We start from the raw sequence: 17,015 nt of genomic DNA, 5'->3' as shown, positions 1-17,015 counted from the left end.
TGTGATGTAACCACACTTTTTACACCATGTTCCATTACGATTATATGAGTGGAGATGAGAATCGCTTAAAACCTTTGTGCACTACAATTTTGTATGCCAGTGAAAGCTCATAGGCGTTGCCGATTCCCAAGTTTCGCCCCATAGAGGATATATTTGTGTCATAGCTGAACCCTAGATTCCAGGAGGTACTTGAGAATCCTGTCGATACGATAAACGCGTCCTCAAGGCGATACCAACCACCAATCATGATTTTTTTACTCTTTGCATTCGTGCGATTTGGTGGCTGCAGGTAGTAACCAAAATAAGCACCAAGATTCACTTGGAAATTTCGATTCTGAATTTGAACCAAATAATTCGGAGAAAATTCATACTTCAATTTTCGCAATGATGTGACGCCTCCATGCAACTTATACAACACATAGGGCTCACCACTCGTCCCGTCAATAAATCCCTTCGGTGGAATAATATTTGAAATCGATATACCTTGAAAAGCGGACAACGACCTGAGTGTCATTCTTCCTTTGCTTGTATAATACCACATCGCACCAATACTCATTTGCGGATTAAAGACTTGCTCATTTAGCGAACCGCTCTCCCCTAGCCTTGTACCATCAAAACCAACAACTGGATTATATTGCGATGACCATTGCAATGCATCGTAGTTAATCTTCTGCTGAACACCGCCAGCTTGTATACCTACCGAAATAATATTATTTCCATAGCGCGTGAGGTGAAAATTATAGGCGCCAGTCAACGAAAAACTTTGCGTTACAAATTCTTGATTAGGTCCTGCTGCGTCACTTAAAAATGAAGCACCTAAACCGCCTAGGTGTTTTACTCTTACGCCAGGCTTCGACAACGGATGAATGTAGGAGAATTGAAAAGTATTAAACGGTAAGTGAATGTTAGACCACTGCGAACGATAATTCATTCCAATGAATATATCTTTCTCCAAACCAGCGAGAGCAGGATTCAGATACAATCCACTTGCATAATATTGCGAAAACACTGGCGATTGTGTTGCCGCGGTATGAACCATCCCAACGAAAAGAAAAAGCAATATGGCAACACGCGCTTGCATCAGTAAACAATGGTGATTACGCCCTTCCTTTCTATTCTTTCACCGTTCTTCTTCGTTGCTTTAAACACATAGGGGTACGCACCCGCGGGAATATAATCACCACCTTGCATTGTGCCATTCCAACCACTGTCAATCATATCTTGCAGTGATGTGCTTTCAAAAACCAGCAGTCCCCAGCGATTATAAACTTGGAATAAAAAGTCGCCAGGCTCTAGTTGGTTTCCAAAAATCTTAATCGATCTATTTCCTTCCAAGGAAGCCTTCGGAGAGAGTGAATTTGAAAAGAAAAACTCGCCTTCTACGCCACCGATAGGAATACTACTTCCGACAACAACGTAGTTCGCCGTGACTTGATCATCTGTTGCAATGGCGTCGTTTAAATTTCCCTCGGTGATCGAAACATCGGCAAGCATCGTAAATCGGGCGTCTAGCGCATCGCTTTGCAGCAGTGTAACGACATGGCTATCCGTGTAGCGATCAGGAATATCGAAATACACCGTTGCTGGAGATCCTCCATACGTACCTGATACCAATGTTCGCTTCCAATATACATCGCGAAAAAAAGTTGTTCGTGAAGGTGCTTGAATATCCGGTGTGTTCACGAATGCTTCCATAGAAAAAACAGGATTAATACCTGATACATCGTTCAACTCCACCGGATTGTAGTTCCCGTTCTTTCCTATCGGGAAAAATTTATAACCAACACCTTCACTGAATAGAGGACCGTCAACATAACTGATCGCAGAGCCATCAGACACTGTTGCCGCAGATGAGAGAAGTAGTGTATCAACCGATGTCGTTACCACGATACCCGATAATAATTGCAGGCTACTCGAAATTGCAATGCGGCCGGCGATCGATTTATTACCTGTCCCGTTTATGATGAGCCTGTAGATAGATTGACGATTATTCGTGATCGACTGTGCACGATCTCCGACGACGAACACTGTACCGGTGCCTTGATAAATATTACTATTTGACCAATCTCCCGTGAATGATAGCGCGCCTTGGTGTTGAATGAATCCCCCGTTGCGAATACTGCCGTCAAAATGTACGGTTACATCGCTGCCGATGAAAATATTTGTCTGATTATTTAAGTCCTGTGCATGAATTAAACAGCTGCCCATCATCATCAAACAGATCGTAGCTACCGCGTGATATCGTCTGGCGGCAATCATTTGGTATATTCTATTCGGATTCCATAGAGACGTTGATCCAATAACCCGGGGCCTTGCGACGACGCAGTGAATGTTACATGAACGCGATAACTATACTGAGAATTATCGACGACTTGCCCAAACAATGCCGTTGGTATCAGGTTGAATGAAACAATGCCAACAGTTACGAGCAACGTTGACCGTGAGGCAAGCACTTCATTTCCGCTTGTAAAACTCTTCCGATAAAGTGAGATTGTGAAATCTCCCAATACAGAGAGATCGGAATAGTACGCGGTAACATTTTGAATGGTGGCACCATCTGGAAGATTTACAGGCGCCATGATTTGACGACCATCGCCATTGGCGGTCACGAAAGTGTTGTCGTCTTGATAAAGCCCGAGCACTGTTTCATTGCTACCATTGGTTGGCTCGAGACCTTGGAACGCCGATGGATCAACGGCATAGTATTGTGTCGTTGGGCCTACTGCTGTTACAGTTTGAGGAACCCACGTGGTACCGTTCCATACGAGAATACTATTCAGCGGCGGTGCGGCACTCGACACATTTCGTCCTTGTAATTTTGTAACCGTCGTTGCATTAACGGTTCCCGCTACGTCGCCAGATATCGTTAGAGGATCCAAACTCACCCCGGTGCCATCAACAATATTCAACGTGTTTCCTGTTAAACTGAGATTTTGATTATCATCTGTAAATGTTGAGCGATCCGCCCACGACACAACACCGCCCGCTGTCGTCGTCAATACTTTATCATTGCCACCGGAAGTAATTTTTGTCGTTCCGACTACACCATCTTGAATGGCACCCGCATCAACGGCGGCATCAGCAAGTTCTGCACTTGTTACTGCGTTCGTTTGAATCGCAGCTGCATCAACAGCATTATCAGCCAACTGAACATCTGTAATCGCATTGGTTTGAACTGTCAACTCATCGAGTGTTCCGGTAATTTGTCCACCGGCGACAGTCACATCATTAAGATCAACACCTGTACCACCATCGATGTTCAATGTATTTCCTGCTAAGCTTAGATTTTGATTATCATCTGTAAATGTTGAGCGATCCGCCCACGACACAACACCGCCCGCTGTCGTCGTCAATACTTTATCATTGCCACCGGAAGTAATTTTCGTTGTTCCCACTACGCCATCTTGAATCGCAGCAGCATCAACAGCGGCATCTGCAAGTTCTGCACTTGTTACTGCGTTGGTTTGAATTGCAGCTGCATCAACAGCATTATCTGCTAACTGAACATCGGTGATCGCATTGGTTTGGATTGTCAACGCATCGAGTGTTCCGGCAATTTGTCCACCGGCGGCAGTCACATCACTAAGATCCACACCTGTACCGCCATCGATGTTCAATGTATTTCCTATTAAACTTAGATTCTGATTATCATCTGTAAATGTTGAGCGATCCGCCCACGACACAACACCGCCCGCTGTCGTCGTCAATACTTTATCATTGCCACCGGAAGTAATTTTTATCGTTCCGACTACACCATCCTGAATGGCAGCGGCATCAACGGCCGCATCTGCAAGTTCTGCACTTGTTACAGCGTTCGTTTGAATGGCAGCTGCATCAACAGCATTATCAGCCAACTGAACATCTGTGATCGCATTGGTTTGGATTGTCAACGCATCGAGTGTTCCTGCAATTTGTCCACCGGCGACAGTCACATCATTAAGATCCACACCCGTACCACCATCGATGTTCAATGTATTTCCTGTTAAACTTAGATTCTGATTATCATCTGTAAATGTTGAGCGATCCGCCCATGACACAACACCGCCCGCTGTCGTCGTCAATACTTTATCGTTGCCACCGGAAGTAATTTTCGTTGTTCCGACTATACCATCTTGAATGGCAGCGGCATCAACGGCCGCATCAGCAAGTTCTGCACTTGTTACTGCGTTCGTTTGAATCGCAGCTGCATCAACAGCATTATCAGCCAACTGAACATCTGTGATCGCATTGGTTTGGATTGTCAACGCATCGAGTGTTCCGGTAATTTGTCCACCGGCGACAGTCACATCATTAAGATCCACACCTGTACCACCATCGATGTTCAATGTGTTTCCTGTTAAGCTTAGGTTCTGATTATCGTCTGCAAATGTCGATCGATCCAACCATGTAACAACTCCACCTGCAGTTGTTGTCAACACCTTGTCATTACCACCCGATGCGATTTTGGTTGGATCGACAGCACCATTACTGAGGTCAGCTGTATTGATAGAACCATCTGCAATGGAATTCGAATTGACAGCACTCGGCGCGAGCTTAGCATTCGTAACGGCGGCGTCTGCAAGTTGAAGTGCATTTGCGCCATTGGTAGTGATAGTCGCTCCATCCGTGTTGACAGAAAGCGTTACATCACCAGATGTCGCTCCGCCTGATAAACCATTCGAACTATTCACGGCCGTGATGTCACCCACGCTATTAATAGATTCCCACACCAACGTGGTTCCATCTGTTTTCAAAAAGCGTCCGTCATTTCCTGTTACGGATGGAATTTCTTTCAACGAACTTAAGTCAACATTCCCTGCGCCTGTTAACGACAGTGTTTGCGTTGTCGCATCAAAAGTTAAGAACTGCGCTACAGCGTCGGCACCGAGCCCTTTTACCCATGCGCCATCTTTCCAGAAGTAAAAAGATTTTTCATCTGTGTCGAACACGATCAAACCGTTGTCGGCAGGCGCGGCGGGTGTAATCGATAATCTTTCGGCTGTTGAGAGTTGAGGTAACAAGAATCCCTGATTTCTATCGGGAGGATTGAGCACCAAGATGGCATTGGGTCTCGTGACCATTGTACCGATGACGGCCGATTTCTGTGCCATCATTGGGACGATCGACAGCATTACAAAAAATATAGCGAACCAGAGGTTTTTCACACCAATACACTTAAGGGTCAGAGCGATGCTTTTAATGAGCCAAACAATTTACGAAGTAACCTCCGTCAACGGCTTTCGCAAACGGTTAAATTAACATGAAATCGAGTTTTTTAGACAAAAAAAGACGCCTAAATAAAGCTCTGTTTAATAAATAGATAGATATTACACATTAAATCAAGACTTTCGAATTTCGTGGCCGTGGTTTTTCGTGCAAGGAAAGCAAATTCAGGTGCTAGGATAGCGATAAAATGCCTGCAACGTCCGCGAAGAATTGATCACAATCGCATCAAATATTACACTCCGTACTTACGCGTAGGCGAGTACATGATTCAACGGAAAACGATTTACAACCTTTTGCGGATGTTATACCGTCTTACTACTTCATAGTTTTGAAGAAGTAAACATTGTGTACAATGAAAAAGATGATCCTTTTTATCGAGGACGACTATCTGTACAACTACGCCAGCAAGCGTACTGTACAGGAATTCGATAAAGACATAGAAGTACTTATTGCGCTGAATGGTAATCAGGCGTTGAACATGCTCTGCAGATTGGAAGTAGAATCAAAGCTTTTTCCATTTTTGATCTTTATGGATTTCGACTTACCGAAGATGGGCTATGACTTTATGCAACGGCTGTCGCGCTTTAATTTCTACGGAAAGTATGTAAACAAAGTTATTGGCATGACGTCGAGCGATCAGTCTTTCCCCGCACATCAATACGGGAACAGTAGACTCGGATCACCGCGTTACATTGCCAAGCCGCTCTCTGATGAAACACTTCTTGGATTACTGAAAGCCGATCTTGAGCTCGTTACACATGAGTAGCGAAGACGTCATTGACCGCTATCATTCAACAGCTGCCGCTGGATACATCAAACAGTTATATCTAAACGTTTTTACGTTGTATGCGAACGGCATTTAAGATTGCGAGTAACGCTACACCAACATCCGCGATCACAGCTTCCCATAAGTTAGCAACACCGCCCGCACCGAGCAAAAGTACGAGACCCTTTACCGCCATGGCAAGGATAATATTCTGCCACACAATATCTCTCGTGATCTTGCCTATCTTAATCGCCGTAACAATTTTTGATGGCTGATCATTTTGAATGACCACATCCGCAGTTTCAATCGTTGCATCACTACCCAACCCACCCATTGCAATACCAACGTCTGCTAATGCTACCACAGGTGCGTCGTTAATGCCATCACCGACAAAGGCGATACGCTTTCCCGATTTTTTCAATTGTTGAACCTTATCTACCTTCTCCGCCGGCAACAGATTTCCGTACGCCTGATCTATGCGAAGTGATTTCGCTACCTGATCAACAACGGACTGCTTATCGCCAGACAACATCACCGTATGGAGATTCTGCGCGCGCATGTTTTCAACCGCATCACGGGCGTCATCTTTAACTTCATCAGCGACCACAATATAACCTGCATATTCATTGTCAATTGCAATCGCCACCAGACTATTCACTTCGTTGGCAAGCTCACTTGGAAAATCGATCTTATACTGTGATAACAATTTTAAGTTACCTGCGCGTACTACCTTTCCATTAACGACACCTTGCAATCCCATGCCGGCAAGTTCCCGCACATCTGTCGCTTTCAGTGTATCTATATCTCCAGCGAATGCTACAATGGCCCTGCTGATAGGGTGCGTTGATGCCCGTTCCAACGCTGCCACTACACGCACAAATTCATCCACATGTATGCTTACTGACTCAACACGTTGAACCTTAAACACGCCCTTCGTAAGTGTCCCCGTTTTATCCATCACAACGGTATCTATCTTCGACATGACATCAAGGAAGTTGCCGCCTTTAAACAGGATACCATTGCGCGACGCAAGCCCGATACCACCGAAATAACCCAATGGTATAGACACTACAAGCGCGCATGGACAGCTGATCACCAGGAATACCAATCCACGATAGAGCCATTCATCAAACACATACCCATCAACAATAAAGGAAGGAAGTAGTATGAGCGCCAACGCAAGAAAGAAAACAATAGGCGTATACACTTTTGCAAATCGTGAAATAAAAAGCTGAGTTTGCGACTTACGAGCCGTTGCATCTTGCACCATTTCCAAAATCCGACTGAGCTTACTGTCTTTGAATAACGCATTGACTTTAATTTCAATTACCCGCTCAAGATTGATCATTCCCGCGAGCACAGTCTCACCGGAACTTTTTGTTTGTGGCATGCTTTCACCTGTGAGCGCTGCACTATTGAAGGTTGCCATATTGGAAATCAACACGCCATCCAACCCAACCTTCTCACCTACCTTCACTTGGATAATCTCTCCAACACTTACATCCGATGGTTTCATGCGCGTAGGACTTCCATCACGCACAACGGTTACATGATCCGGCCTGATATCGAGTAAAGCCTTGATACTTGCTTTCGCGCGCTTCACAGCAGATTCTTGAAACCATTCACCAATCGAATAAAAGACCATGACAGCAACACCTTCCGTATATTCTCCAATATAAAATGCACCTAGCGTCGCTACACTCATCAAGACAAATTCGTTAAATATATCGCCAAGAAGAAGTTTGCGATAGGCTAACCTTAACACACTCCACCCCGCCAGCAAAAAAGCAACGGCATTGACAACTAACCCCACACGCTTAGGAAGTTCAATATTGAAGCCATACGCTAATACCAGTAGCGCGACCAGCATCACCAATGCGACAAGTAACTTCCAATGTTGAAGCCACGAAGAATTGCTATGATCCCCGTGGGCGTGATCATGGGCGTGATCATGATCGTGCCCTTGTTTTCCATGCGTACCCACGCCATCTGCACTACAACAATGATCATGTATCTTTTCTGTTGGTGAATTGTTGCTCATTCTACACTTCGTTTAGTCAAAATAATTAATGTACATGGCCGCCTTCTTCACTATTTTTCATCTTCGACAATAACGCATAGGCCCCTTTCACGACCACCCGAGACGCTCGTAAACTATCAGGTAAAGAAACTTCCGTATAACCGAGTTCCGTATTTCCAACCTGTATTTCTAGCATCGCAAAATGTTGTCCTTCTTCATGATGATGCTTAACTTCGTCCGTCGCATCGTCTTCATGTTCATGTTTCTGCGCTACGTCTTCCGGGGAAGCAATGAATATATACTTCTTCCCTTGATAATCTAGTAGCGCTTCATTTGGTAACGCCGGAACCAATGCACCACCAGTTTCTACAGCTGCTGATAAATACATGCCAGGTAACAACTCACGATCTTCTTTGTCGATATGACAATGAATTTGGACCGTTCTATTCTCCCCTATTTCGCGACCTATCAAATAAATCGTTGCCATTCTTTCCGTCGATTCATTTGCTAACGTGAACCTGACCTTCTGCCCGATCTTGAGTTTCGGAACATCTTTTTCAAATACAATCAACTCCGCATGCAGATGTTCAGTGTCGACAATCTCAAACAACACATCCGTTGGGTTTGCATATTTGCCGATGTTGACATTTACTTCAGTAACGTAGCCATTGATTGGTGAGTACAAATTAATAGCGCTTTTAATGATACCATTTTCAACATCACCGACTGCAATGTTCAATACGCGTAACTTTTCCTTCAACGCCACATACTTTGCTTCCCATATTCTGTAGTTGCTTTGTGCTTGCTGAAGCGTCTTTTGCGAGTTCACATTTTCCTTTGCCAGTTGTTGTTGCCTATCGAAGTCCATTCGTGCAAGGTCAAGCTGATTTTTAGCTTCGAGAAAATCTTGTTGTATTTGAATAAACTCTAAGTTTTCGACACTAGCGATTAACTGATTCTTCTTCACCAGTGACCCTTGTAGTAGTGGTGTACTTTTTAAAAAACCACCCAATGGTGCCGATACACTTACAAGTTGTTGTGGAGGCACATCTAATTTACCGTTTACATGAATCGTTCCACTGATTTGCTTTTGCTCTACCGTACCCAATTCCACACCTACGTTTTTCATTTGCTCTTCCGAAAGCTCAACAACGCTTTCATCATGCTCCTCGTGTTCCTCCGTCGATGGCTGCTCATGATTTGTAGAACACGACAGCATGAACCCAAGAAGCATCAAGGCAACAGCTATATATTGAAAGTAATTTCTTGTCATCATAACCGATTATTTATTTCCAGAAAGGAATTCCAGATAGATTATTGTTTGATTCATATCGTTCAAAGTTTTCAGGTATTGTTCCTGAATTGTCACCGCGCTTCGGACACCGAAGAGATACTCGGCGTAGCTCACTTCACCTTGGCTGAACGCGACTTTCGATTGCGTAATTATTTGTTGTGCATTCGGCAATCCGGCGGATTGATAGTACGCGAGCGACGTCTTATGTTTTTCATACTCTCGAAGTGTTTGCTGAAATATGGCATTCACTTCGAGTCGTTTGTATTCATAATCATGCTGTGCAGCTACCGTGGAATACTTTGCCGCCTTTAAGCGTGCTTGATGTGGAACAAACCACAACGGAATTGCAACACCGATCTGAAACCCAGTGAAGCGATCACTTCTTGTTGCAAGCTCGCCTGATGTTGGATGGACACTACCGATCAGCGTTTGGCTAAAAAAACCAGCAAGCAAATCCGGCGCAAACTTGGCTGACGCTAATTTTTTTTCCGCTATTGCAATCACGACGTCTTGTCTTGACAGGGCAAGCATCGAATTTGCATCCTCATTTAACGAATCAACAGAAGTTGCTCGATTGATAACATCAAAAGTATCTACATTGATATCGGGCAGTTCTTGCGTATTCATCATTGCTTTCAAGTGCTCCCGCATAACATGGATGTCGGCATCGATCTGAAAAATCGCATTCTTCGATTCACTTCGTTGGGCATCGGCAGTAGTTTGCTCTAAAATATTTGTTTCACCCGTTTTGAATCGCAACGAGGCCGACTTGTAAAATCCTTCAAACAAACTATCCTGTTGAATTAACAACTTACGTCGGGACTTCAAATAATACAGTTCATAGTAAACTTGTTTCACCTGATACACAAGCTCGTTCTCCGTATTCTTTTTTTGCAACCGAGCAGACTTTTCATTCGCACGATTCAATGATCGCTGTCCACCGAATACGGTAAAGGGTATCGACTGCGTTACAGAAAAGTTGTTATCATCTTTTGCATAGCTATTGTATTGGCCACGCATGTAGATAACTTCTGTTTTGGGAAGATCCACGCTGGACTTCCTCAGTTGTTGCTGCGCTTCTACTCGATTTGTTTCCGCTTTTATACGCGGGTTGTTTTTTAATGCGGTAGCAACAGCTTCACCTACGGACACCGTCTGACCATAGCTACACGCGAACGATCCAAACACAAACAAAATGACCAGGGTTTTATTCGGAACCAAAACCTTAATACGTTCAACATAAACATACAGGCAGGGCAAAACAAAGAGTGTCAAAATTGTTGCACTAATTAATCCACCGATCACAACTGTCGCTAATGGCTTTTGCACTTCCGCTCCAGCACTTGTTGCAATGGCCATCGGCAAAAATCCTAACGATGCCACTGCGGCGGTCATCAACACAGGTCTCAAACGCGCATGTGTTCCTTTCAAAATGATATCATCCATATCTGTAATTCCTTCTTCTTTAAGACGATTAAATTGGGCGATCAACACGATGCCATTCAACACAGCAACTCCAAATAAGGCTACGAACCCTACGCCTGCAGAAATACTAAATGGCATTCCGCGAACGATCAATGCGAAAACGCCGCCGATAGCAGCCATCGGTATCGCTGTAAAAATCAACAATGCTTGTTTCATAGATTGAAAAGTAAAAAACAATAACACAAGAATGAGCGCCAACGCCATCGGCACAGCAAACGATAATCTCGCTTGTGCTGCCTCCAGGTTTTCAAACTGTCCACCGAACACAGGATAATATCCAGGAGGAAAATCTACTTCTTTCTCGATCATCTCTTCAATATCACGCACAACGCTTGCTACGTCTCTCCCACGAACATTAAAGCCAACGATAATCCGGCGTTTTGCATCTTCGCGCTGGATTTGATTCGGGCCAATTTTAAACTCAATATCAGCAAGCTGCTTCAGCGGAACTTGTTCACCTTTCGGCGTCATTACAAAAATGTTACGCACATCATCGATTGACTTTCGATTTTCATCGGTAAGCCGTACCACCAAATCATAGCGTTGATCATTCTCAAAAACCAACCCCGCTGATTGCCCTGCGAAGGATGCGTTGATCACTTGATTAATATCTTCAATATTTAATCCGTACTTTGCAACTTCTTCGCGATTGATATCAACAACAATTTGTGGGAGTCCCGTAACTTCTTCTACGTACAGGTCGCGCGTACCTGAAACCTTTCTCACTACCTTAGCAACACGTTGCGACAGATCGGTGAGTACATTAAGATCTTCACCAAAAATCTTCACGGCAACATCTTGACGAATACCAGACATCAGCTCATTAAACCTCATTTGAATTGGCTGTTGAAACCCAAACGTCACACCTGGAATGACTTCTAGCGCTTCTGTCATTTTCTCAGCAAGTGCCTCACGATCCCGGGCTTTCGTCCATTTATTTTTTGGTGTGAGGTTAATGATCAGATCACACGCTTCTATCGGCATGGGATCTGTCGGAATTTCTGATGAGCCTATCTTACCGACAATTTCTTCAATTTCATCTGGAAACTCACGTAGTAACACCGCTGCTGCTTTTGACGATGCCTCAACGGTATAAGATAAACTACTTCCAGTCAATACTCGGGTTTCAACCGCGAAGTCACCTTCCTCCAGTGTAGGTAAGAACTCACCACCCATGCGCAGAAATGCAAACAAACTCGCGATCAAAAGTAAGATCGAAGAAATGATCACCAACAACTTTGCGCGAAGTGCGCGCTTTATCATCGGTGTATACAGTCTGTTGAAAAAATCCATCATCTTATCAGAAAGATTTCGTTTGCGCTCAGTCTGCTTACTTAAGAAGAGCGCCGACATCATGGGGACATAGGTCAGTGATAGAATAAATGCACCGAGTATCGCAAAGCTAACCGCTTGGGCCATGGGCTTAAACATTTTCCCTTCAACACCTACAAGGGCGAGTATTGGCAAGTAAACGATTAAGATGATAAGCTCTCCAAATGCCGCAGATGTTCTGATCTTCGACGCAGATGTGTACACCTCTTGATCCATCTCATCTTGTCTAAGGCGCGATGTGATCGTTCTTAATCCCAAGTGGTGCATCGTTGCTTCTACAATAATGACTGCGCCATCGACGATCAAACCAAAGTCAATGGCACCAAGGCTCATCAGGTTTCCTGAAACACCGAAGAGATGCATCATCGAAACAGCAAACAGCATGGCTAAAGGAATGACGGAAGCAACGATAAGTCCTGCGCGAAGATTTCCGAGAAACAAGACCAATACCAGGATAACAATTAATGCGCCTTCAATGAGATTTTTTTCGACCGTACCAATCGCACGGTCTACAAGTTCACTCCTGTCTAGAAAAGCATCGATCGTTACGCCTTCGGGTAGCGTCTTCTTGATTTGCTCGACACGTTCTTTAACGCGCATAACCACAGCGTTGGAATTTTCTCCTTTCAACATCATCACTACAGCGCCCACAACATCACCTTCTGCGTTATAGGTCATCGCGCCGTAACGTGTAGCGCTTCCTAATTTTACATCGCCGATATTTCGAATTAAGATCGGAACACCGTCGGTAGTATTGGTCACTACAATATTGGCGATGTCATCAATAGATTTGATAAGTCCTTCGCTACGTATAAACCACGCCGCTGGCTTTTTATCGATGTACGCTCCGCCAGTATTTTGATTATTCTTCTCCAAGGCAGTAAACACATCTTTAATCGACAAGTTGTAGCTTCGTAACCGATCAGGATTTAACGCTACCTCATACTGTTTCAAGTAGCCACCGAAACTAGCAACATCCGCCACACCTGGTATGCCGAGCAATTGTCGCCGAACAATCCAATCTTGAAAAGACCGCAGTTGCATGGCGTTGTACTTCTGCTCAAATCCTTTCTCAGGGCGAACAATGTATTGATAGATCTCGCCAAGTCCGGTTGTAACAGGCGCCATCTCCGGTGTTCCGATTCCCTTCGGAATTTGTGTCAACGCGATGGCTAATCGTTCGTTAACTTGTTGGCGTGCCCAATACACATCGACGTGCTCTTTAAAAACAATCGTTACTACGGAAAGTCCGAAACGCGAAAAACTTCTCATCTCTTCGATCTCAGGAATCGTTGCCATGGTTTGCTCAATGGGGAACGTTACAAGACGTTCAATATCTAACGCCGATTGTGATGGCGCCGACGTGATAATCTGAACCTGATTGTTGGTGATGTCAGGTACTGCATCGATCGGAAGTTGTACCAGCGAATAACTTCCCCACACCACGAGTAGCAGCGTAAGGATGCCGATAGCAAGTTTATTTTTTATTGAAAAGTAAATGACTTTGTCTAACATAATCGTGAATACAATGCTAAGATTGATTTGAAGATCCGCTACATCACATCCGAGACTAGACGTAATACATCAAGCCTACAACGCGACACACGATGATCTTCTTTAAGAATTAAAAGTCCCGGCGATATTAGTCGCGAGGAGCAAAATCATGAACTAAGAAAGTTTGGGCGGTTGCCACACGGAATAGGCCACGGATTGTGTAGCCTGCGGCTTTACAAAGAAAAATAGATCGCTTGTGATTGAACGATGAAATTCAAATACAAAATATTTTGGTTGTTGAATGCTCGCGCTGCAGCAACTGCAAATGCAAAAAGGAGAACAGAGATCAACTTCCTCAGCTGCGTGTTCTTGCGGGGAGACAATTGTGATCGAAGAATCTTCGCGCATGTCATCCGCGCACGCATCTCCATCACTGCATGGGAAGCATGCAGCGAAAGCAATGTAAAGCGCAAAGAATATGCTTGCGAATCTTTTCACAGCCTGAAATTAAGAGATAAACCCGTGCAATAGCGTTGCAAAAGAAATATTTCTTTAAAAATACGACGAAAAGCCTATCTGAAAGCCAGCTGTCTTCGATGCCGGATTGCCAAACAGATCCGTTTGCCATTGATATCGATAGTTCAATCGAATTACAGTCTGCGCTGTTGGCCTCCAACTCAACCCAGGAACAACGGCGAGCACATCCTCCCGAATGTGTGTACCAGTTTCTTCGAACCTGCTCTTGTTCCAATCGACATATTCTGTACGCAATGCAACATTTAGAACAGAACGTTCAAAACCAAAAACAGTACCTTTAAAAACAGGTTGCACAAGATCAACAAATGCGCCCATTTGATTTCGTCCATAATGCTGACTGTAAGTATTCGGAACATCAACCTTAACCCACGCCGCTTCCGCGTTCAACCACGTGGAAAGAAATGGCAATGTTGTACTGAAATCTAATGCGAACACATGCACGCGGCGTTTCTTATCGATCACGAGTCCATCGTCTTGAAATTTATTATACACGCCACCCATATACGACACGCCTACTTCTCCAACTTGTCGTTTACCCAACGCTACTTTTGCAGTAACGAGTGGTACGCCATTGAAACTCTCTTCAAATCGATCAGGATTTTTCTTCGATGCAGGGAGGAACGTTTTATTTTCTTCGTTCGAAACGATTTGATCGTCGAACCCATTGGTCAAATACATTTCGTAAGCGTATACCCACTCTTTTCGGTAAAGTTTTCCAAATACACCAAAGCCTACATTACTCCATGTTGCCGGTAGCATCTGCGTTGCTGAAATAGGACGATCGATAAACTCCCACTTCGGACCATCATGATTTTGATTGAATGAACCGATGGGATTCATCACAATACCACCGCGCAGATTAAACAACGGATGGAACTCAATGTCGACAGAGGCGAATTCGATGTTAATCTCTTTTGTGCCATCTTCAAATTCTATCTCCGACAAGAATTTAATTCGCTTATAAATACTGGACGCCACAAATAAGGTAAGGCGACGCATTTGAAACTGATGGCCTTCCGATATTCCGTCGGTACCAAGATGTTGCCAATTCGCTTCTACATATCCACCCAATGCGACAGGTATCTTCGCCATCGTCAAAAAAGGACGATTGTAAACTGCGTCCATGTTAAGTTTCATGGCGACCGTATCTTGGGTAACCCGCTTCAAGAGCGTTGCATCGATTTGTGCTATCGTCGTAAACGATAGTAGCACCATGATCGATATCATGTACATTTTCTTCATGCGCTTAAATCAATAAATATTTTGTCCGCGAGTACGTGCACATTAAAAGATCTCAAGTTTCGCTCGGCGGGTCCTTGTGCCACGGTACCCCTAGCGGTAAATTCACTCCCATGAGCAGAACACGTAAGGTGGTCACCGGCCGCGGAAAGTTCATTCCCTTGATGTGTACACTTCATCAATACCGCGCTGTATTCCTGATCGGAGAACCGATACACGTAGATCGGAAATTCAATAGCCTCATTGCGAACAAGTACGTAAGAGCGTGTCTTAACCTCATCATTATTATTCATGTAATCAAATTCTGTTTTCATGATTGAAATTCCATTCGTCTCAATTGTTCCAGAGGTGTAATGCGTTGCACTGCACCCCGCGGCAAGTGGCGCCAATGTTGCCCATGAAATACATGACAAACATGTTTTGGTAAATTGTCGGCGGTTCATAGGCTTTCAAGAAATTGAATGAGTTTGTTCTTCTCTGTCGATGTTAGCGACTTGTACTGCGCGCGTGCATTTGCAGCCTCTCCGCCATGCCATAAGATTGCCTCGTCAATACTTTTTGCACGGCCATCATGCAGGAGAAAATAATCGCCGCCTTGTGAAAACTTCGACAAGCCCAAACCCCAGAGTGCAGGTGTGCGCCATTCTGATGTTGTCGCCGAACCTTCCGTGTAACCATCGTCAAGATCGGCTCCCATATCGTGAAGTAGTAAATCGGTATAAGGATGAAATGTTTTGTTTGCAATTGCTGCAATGGGAGAATCGCCTGTTTTCATTTCAGAACGATGACACTTCGCGCAACCGATTTGCTCAAATACTGCCTTTCCAGAAATGATCTCGTCACGATGCGCTGCGCGCGGAATGGGCGCTTTCAATGTCTTTAAATAAAACACCACATCATGAATCGTTTGATCTGTAATCTCGGGATCGATCAACAATCCGGAATGTGTGTCCATGGGCTCGTATGTAGAGGTGATGCCGATATCTTCATTGTAGGCTTGCGCGGTTTGCTGATGAAGATCATATGCAGCAGCCTTCTTTCCGAAGCGACCAATATATTTCCCTTCGTGTTCAATAGTTCCATCGCGTGCTGTAATGTATTCTTTCATCACAATCCAGTTCGGAACGCCACTGATGCCATCACCATCGTTGTCATTCGGATCTGCCCATGCCATGATGTCTGCATCACGCACGGCATCGAGAAAACCTAATCCTGTATTAGCAGGTGGTGTTAGTTTAGAAAAGCCTACGTTATCGGGAAGCACTTCCGGCGCAAATCCAGGCAACGCACGATGTTGCAATTGTGGACCACCCAAATGAGCATATTGATTGCCTGTGCCATCATATTGACCAAATCTCGTAAGGGTCGTAAATGGATGTCCTTTGCCATCGCCTGGATGACATGTACCACACGTTGTTGCTACGAATAATGGACCAAGTCCATTGGATGCCGTGAACACGTCGTCATTAAAAGCAACGTCGCCTTTCAGAAATCGGATATTTTCTGCAGGAGAAAGCCCTTCAACTGGGCCATCAAGCAAAGCGTTTTCAGCTGGCGCTACGGGCTCGAAGTGTTCACATGCTTGGAATACAATGAACACCATGCCAAACGAAAATAAAAAGGCGTGTCGTTTCATGTCACAA

At 44.4% G+C, this 17,015-nt stretch carries 11 protein-coding genes; 1 reads left to right on the top strand and 10 read right to left on the bottom strand.

Features of this window, described 5'->3' with window-relative positions:
- Positions 1-40 precede the first annotated feature (40 nt).
- The 3 genes from DQQ10_RS26360 to DQQ10_RS26350 are packed head-to-tail and all read right to left on the bottom strand — an operon-like array spanning position 41 to position 5,093.
- Positions 41-1,081: a PorP/SprF family type IX secretion system membrane protein gene (locus tag DQQ10_RS26360; RefSeq protein ID WP_112749948.1), complete on the bottom strand. Its 1,041-nt coding sequence runs from the start codon at positions 1,079-1,081 to the stop codon at positions 41-43.
- Positions 1,081-2,259 carry a T9SS type B sorting domain-containing protein gene (locus DQQ10_RS26355; RefSeq protein WP_112749947.1) on the bottom strand — a complete coding sequence of 393 codons (1,179 nt, stop codon included), beginning with the start codon at positions 2,257-2,259 and terminating at the stop codon, positions 1,081-1,083. The genes DQQ10_RS26360 and DQQ10_RS26355 overlap by 1 nt, the downstream gene beginning before the upstream one ends.
- The gene (locus DQQ10_RS26350; RefSeq protein WP_133259774.1) at positions 2,256-5,093 is read right to left on the bottom strand and encodes a beta strand repeat-containing protein; all 2,838 of its coding nucleotides are present in this window, start codon (positions 5,091-5,093) and stop codon (positions 2,256-2,258) included. Before DQQ10_RS26350 ends, DQQ10_RS26355 begins: the two co-directional genes overlap by 4 nt.
- A 464-nt stretch (positions 5,094-5,557) precedes the next feature.
- Here DQQ10_RS26350 and DQQ10_RS26345 point away from each other — a divergent pair, with 464 nt between their 5' ends.
- Entirely contained in the window at positions 5,558-5,971 is a 414-nt protein-coding gene (locus tag DQQ10_RS26345; protein WP_112749945.1) for a response regulator, read from the top strand.
- 61 nt (positions 5,972-6,032) lie between these two features.
- Here the strand turns inward: DQQ10_RS26345 and DQQ10_RS26340 are convergent, their stop codons facing one another.
- The 7 genes from DQQ10_RS26340 to DQQ10_RS26310 all read right to left on the bottom strand — a co-directional run bounded on the left by DQQ10_RS26340 (position 6,033) and on the right by DQQ10_RS26310 (position 17,008).
- Positions 6,033-8,012, bottom strand: a complete 1,980-nt coding sequence (locus tag DQQ10_RS26340; protein ID WP_112749944.1) for a heavy metal translocating P-type ATPase — start codon at positions 8,010-8,012, stop codon at positions 6,033-6,035.
- A gap of 25 nt (positions 8,013-8,037) precedes the next feature.
- Positions 8,038-9,267 (bottom strand): efflux RND transporter periplasmic adaptor subunit, encoded by a 1,230-nt coding sequence (locus tag DQQ10_RS26335; protein ID WP_221409801.1) that lies wholly within the window; start codon positions 9,265-9,267, stop codon positions 8,038-8,040.
- Between the two features lie 6 nt (positions 9,268-9,273).
- Positions 9,274-13,617 carry a CusA/CzcA family heavy metal efflux RND transporter gene (locus DQQ10_RS26330; RefSeq protein WP_112749942.1) on the bottom strand — a complete coding sequence of 1,448 codons (4,344 nt, stop codon included), beginning with the start codon at positions 13,615-13,617 and terminating at the stop codon, positions 9,274-9,276.
- 153 nt (positions 13,618-13,770) lie between these two features.
- A complete protein-coding gene (locus tag DQQ10_RS28485; protein WP_394342004.1) occupies positions 13,771-14,094 on the bottom strand; it encodes a DUF6660 family protein in 324 nt (107 codons plus the stop codon).
- Between the two features lie 54 nt (positions 14,095-14,148).
- Positions 14,149-15,375 carry a hypothetical protein gene (locus DQQ10_RS26320; protein ID WP_112749940.1) on the bottom strand — a complete coding sequence of 409 codons (1,227 nt, stop codon included), beginning with the start codon at positions 15,373-15,375 and terminating at the stop codon, positions 14,149-14,151.
- Positions 15,372-15,815, bottom strand: a complete 444-nt coding sequence (locus DQQ10_RS26315) for a QcrA and Rieske domain-containing protein (RefSeq protein WP_112749939.1) — start codon at positions 15,813-15,815, stop codon at positions 15,372-15,374. Before DQQ10_RS26315 ends, DQQ10_RS26320 begins: the two co-directional genes overlap by 4 nt.
- A complete protein-coding gene (locus DQQ10_RS26310) occupies positions 15,812-17,008 on the bottom strand; it encodes a di-heme oxidoredictase family protein (protein WP_112749938.1) in 1,197 nt (398 codons plus the stop codon). Before DQQ10_RS26310 ends, DQQ10_RS26315 begins: the two co-directional genes overlap by 4 nt.
- Positions 17,009-17,015 lie beyond the last annotated feature (7 nt).

The sequence above is a fragment of the Pseudochryseolinea flava genome (genome assembly GCF_003286915.1).
Lineage (GTDB): Bacteria > Bacteroidota > Bacteroidia > Cytophagales > Cyclobacteriaceae > Ohtaekwangia > Ohtaekwangia flava.
Note: the sequence above shows the minus strand (reverse complement) of the source record. Positions and strands in the feature narration are given on the sequence as shown.

Excerpts from the sequence above, each read along its gene's own strand:
- DQQ10_RS26355 (WP_112749947.1), bottom strand. The coding sequence starts at position 2,259 with ATGATTGCCGCCAGACGATATCACGCGGTAGCTACGATCTGTTTGATG.
- DQQ10_RS26360 (WP_112749948.1), bottom strand. The coding sequence starts at position 1,081 with ATGCAAGCGCGTGTTGCCATATTGCTTTTTCTTTTCGTTGGGATGGTT.
- DQQ10_RS26315 (WP_112749939.1), bottom strand. The coding sequence starts at position 15,815 with ATGAACCGCCGACAATTTACCAAAACATGTTTGTCATGTATTTCATGG.
- DQQ10_RS26310 (WP_112749938.1), bottom strand. The coding sequence starts at position 17,008 with ATGAAACGACACGCCTTTTTATTTTCGTTTGGCATGGTGTTCATTGTA.
- DQQ10_RS26345 (WP_112749945.1), top strand. The coding sequence starts at position 5,558 with ATGAAAAAGATGATCCTTTTTATCGAGGACGACTATCTGTACAACTAC.
- DQQ10_RS26320 (WP_112749940.1), bottom strand. The coding sequence starts at position 15,375 with ATGAAGAAAATGTACATGATATCGATCATGGTGCTACTATCGTTTACG.
- DQQ10_RS26335 (WP_221409801.1), bottom strand. The coding sequence starts at position 9,267 with ATGATGACAAGAAATTACTTTCAATATATAGCTGTTGCCTTGATGCTT.
- DQQ10_RS26350 (WP_133259774.1), bottom strand. The coding sequence starts at position 5,093 with ATGATGGCACAGAAATCGGCCGTCATCGGTACAATGGTCACGAGACCC.
- DQQ10_RS26340 (WP_112749944.1), bottom strand. The coding sequence starts at position 8,012 with ATGAGCAACAATTCACCAACAGAAAAGATACATGATCATTGTTGTAGT.
- DQQ10_RS26330 (WP_112749942.1), bottom strand. The coding sequence starts at position 13,617 with ATGTTAGACAAAGTCATTTACTTTTCAATAAAAAATAAACTTGCTATC.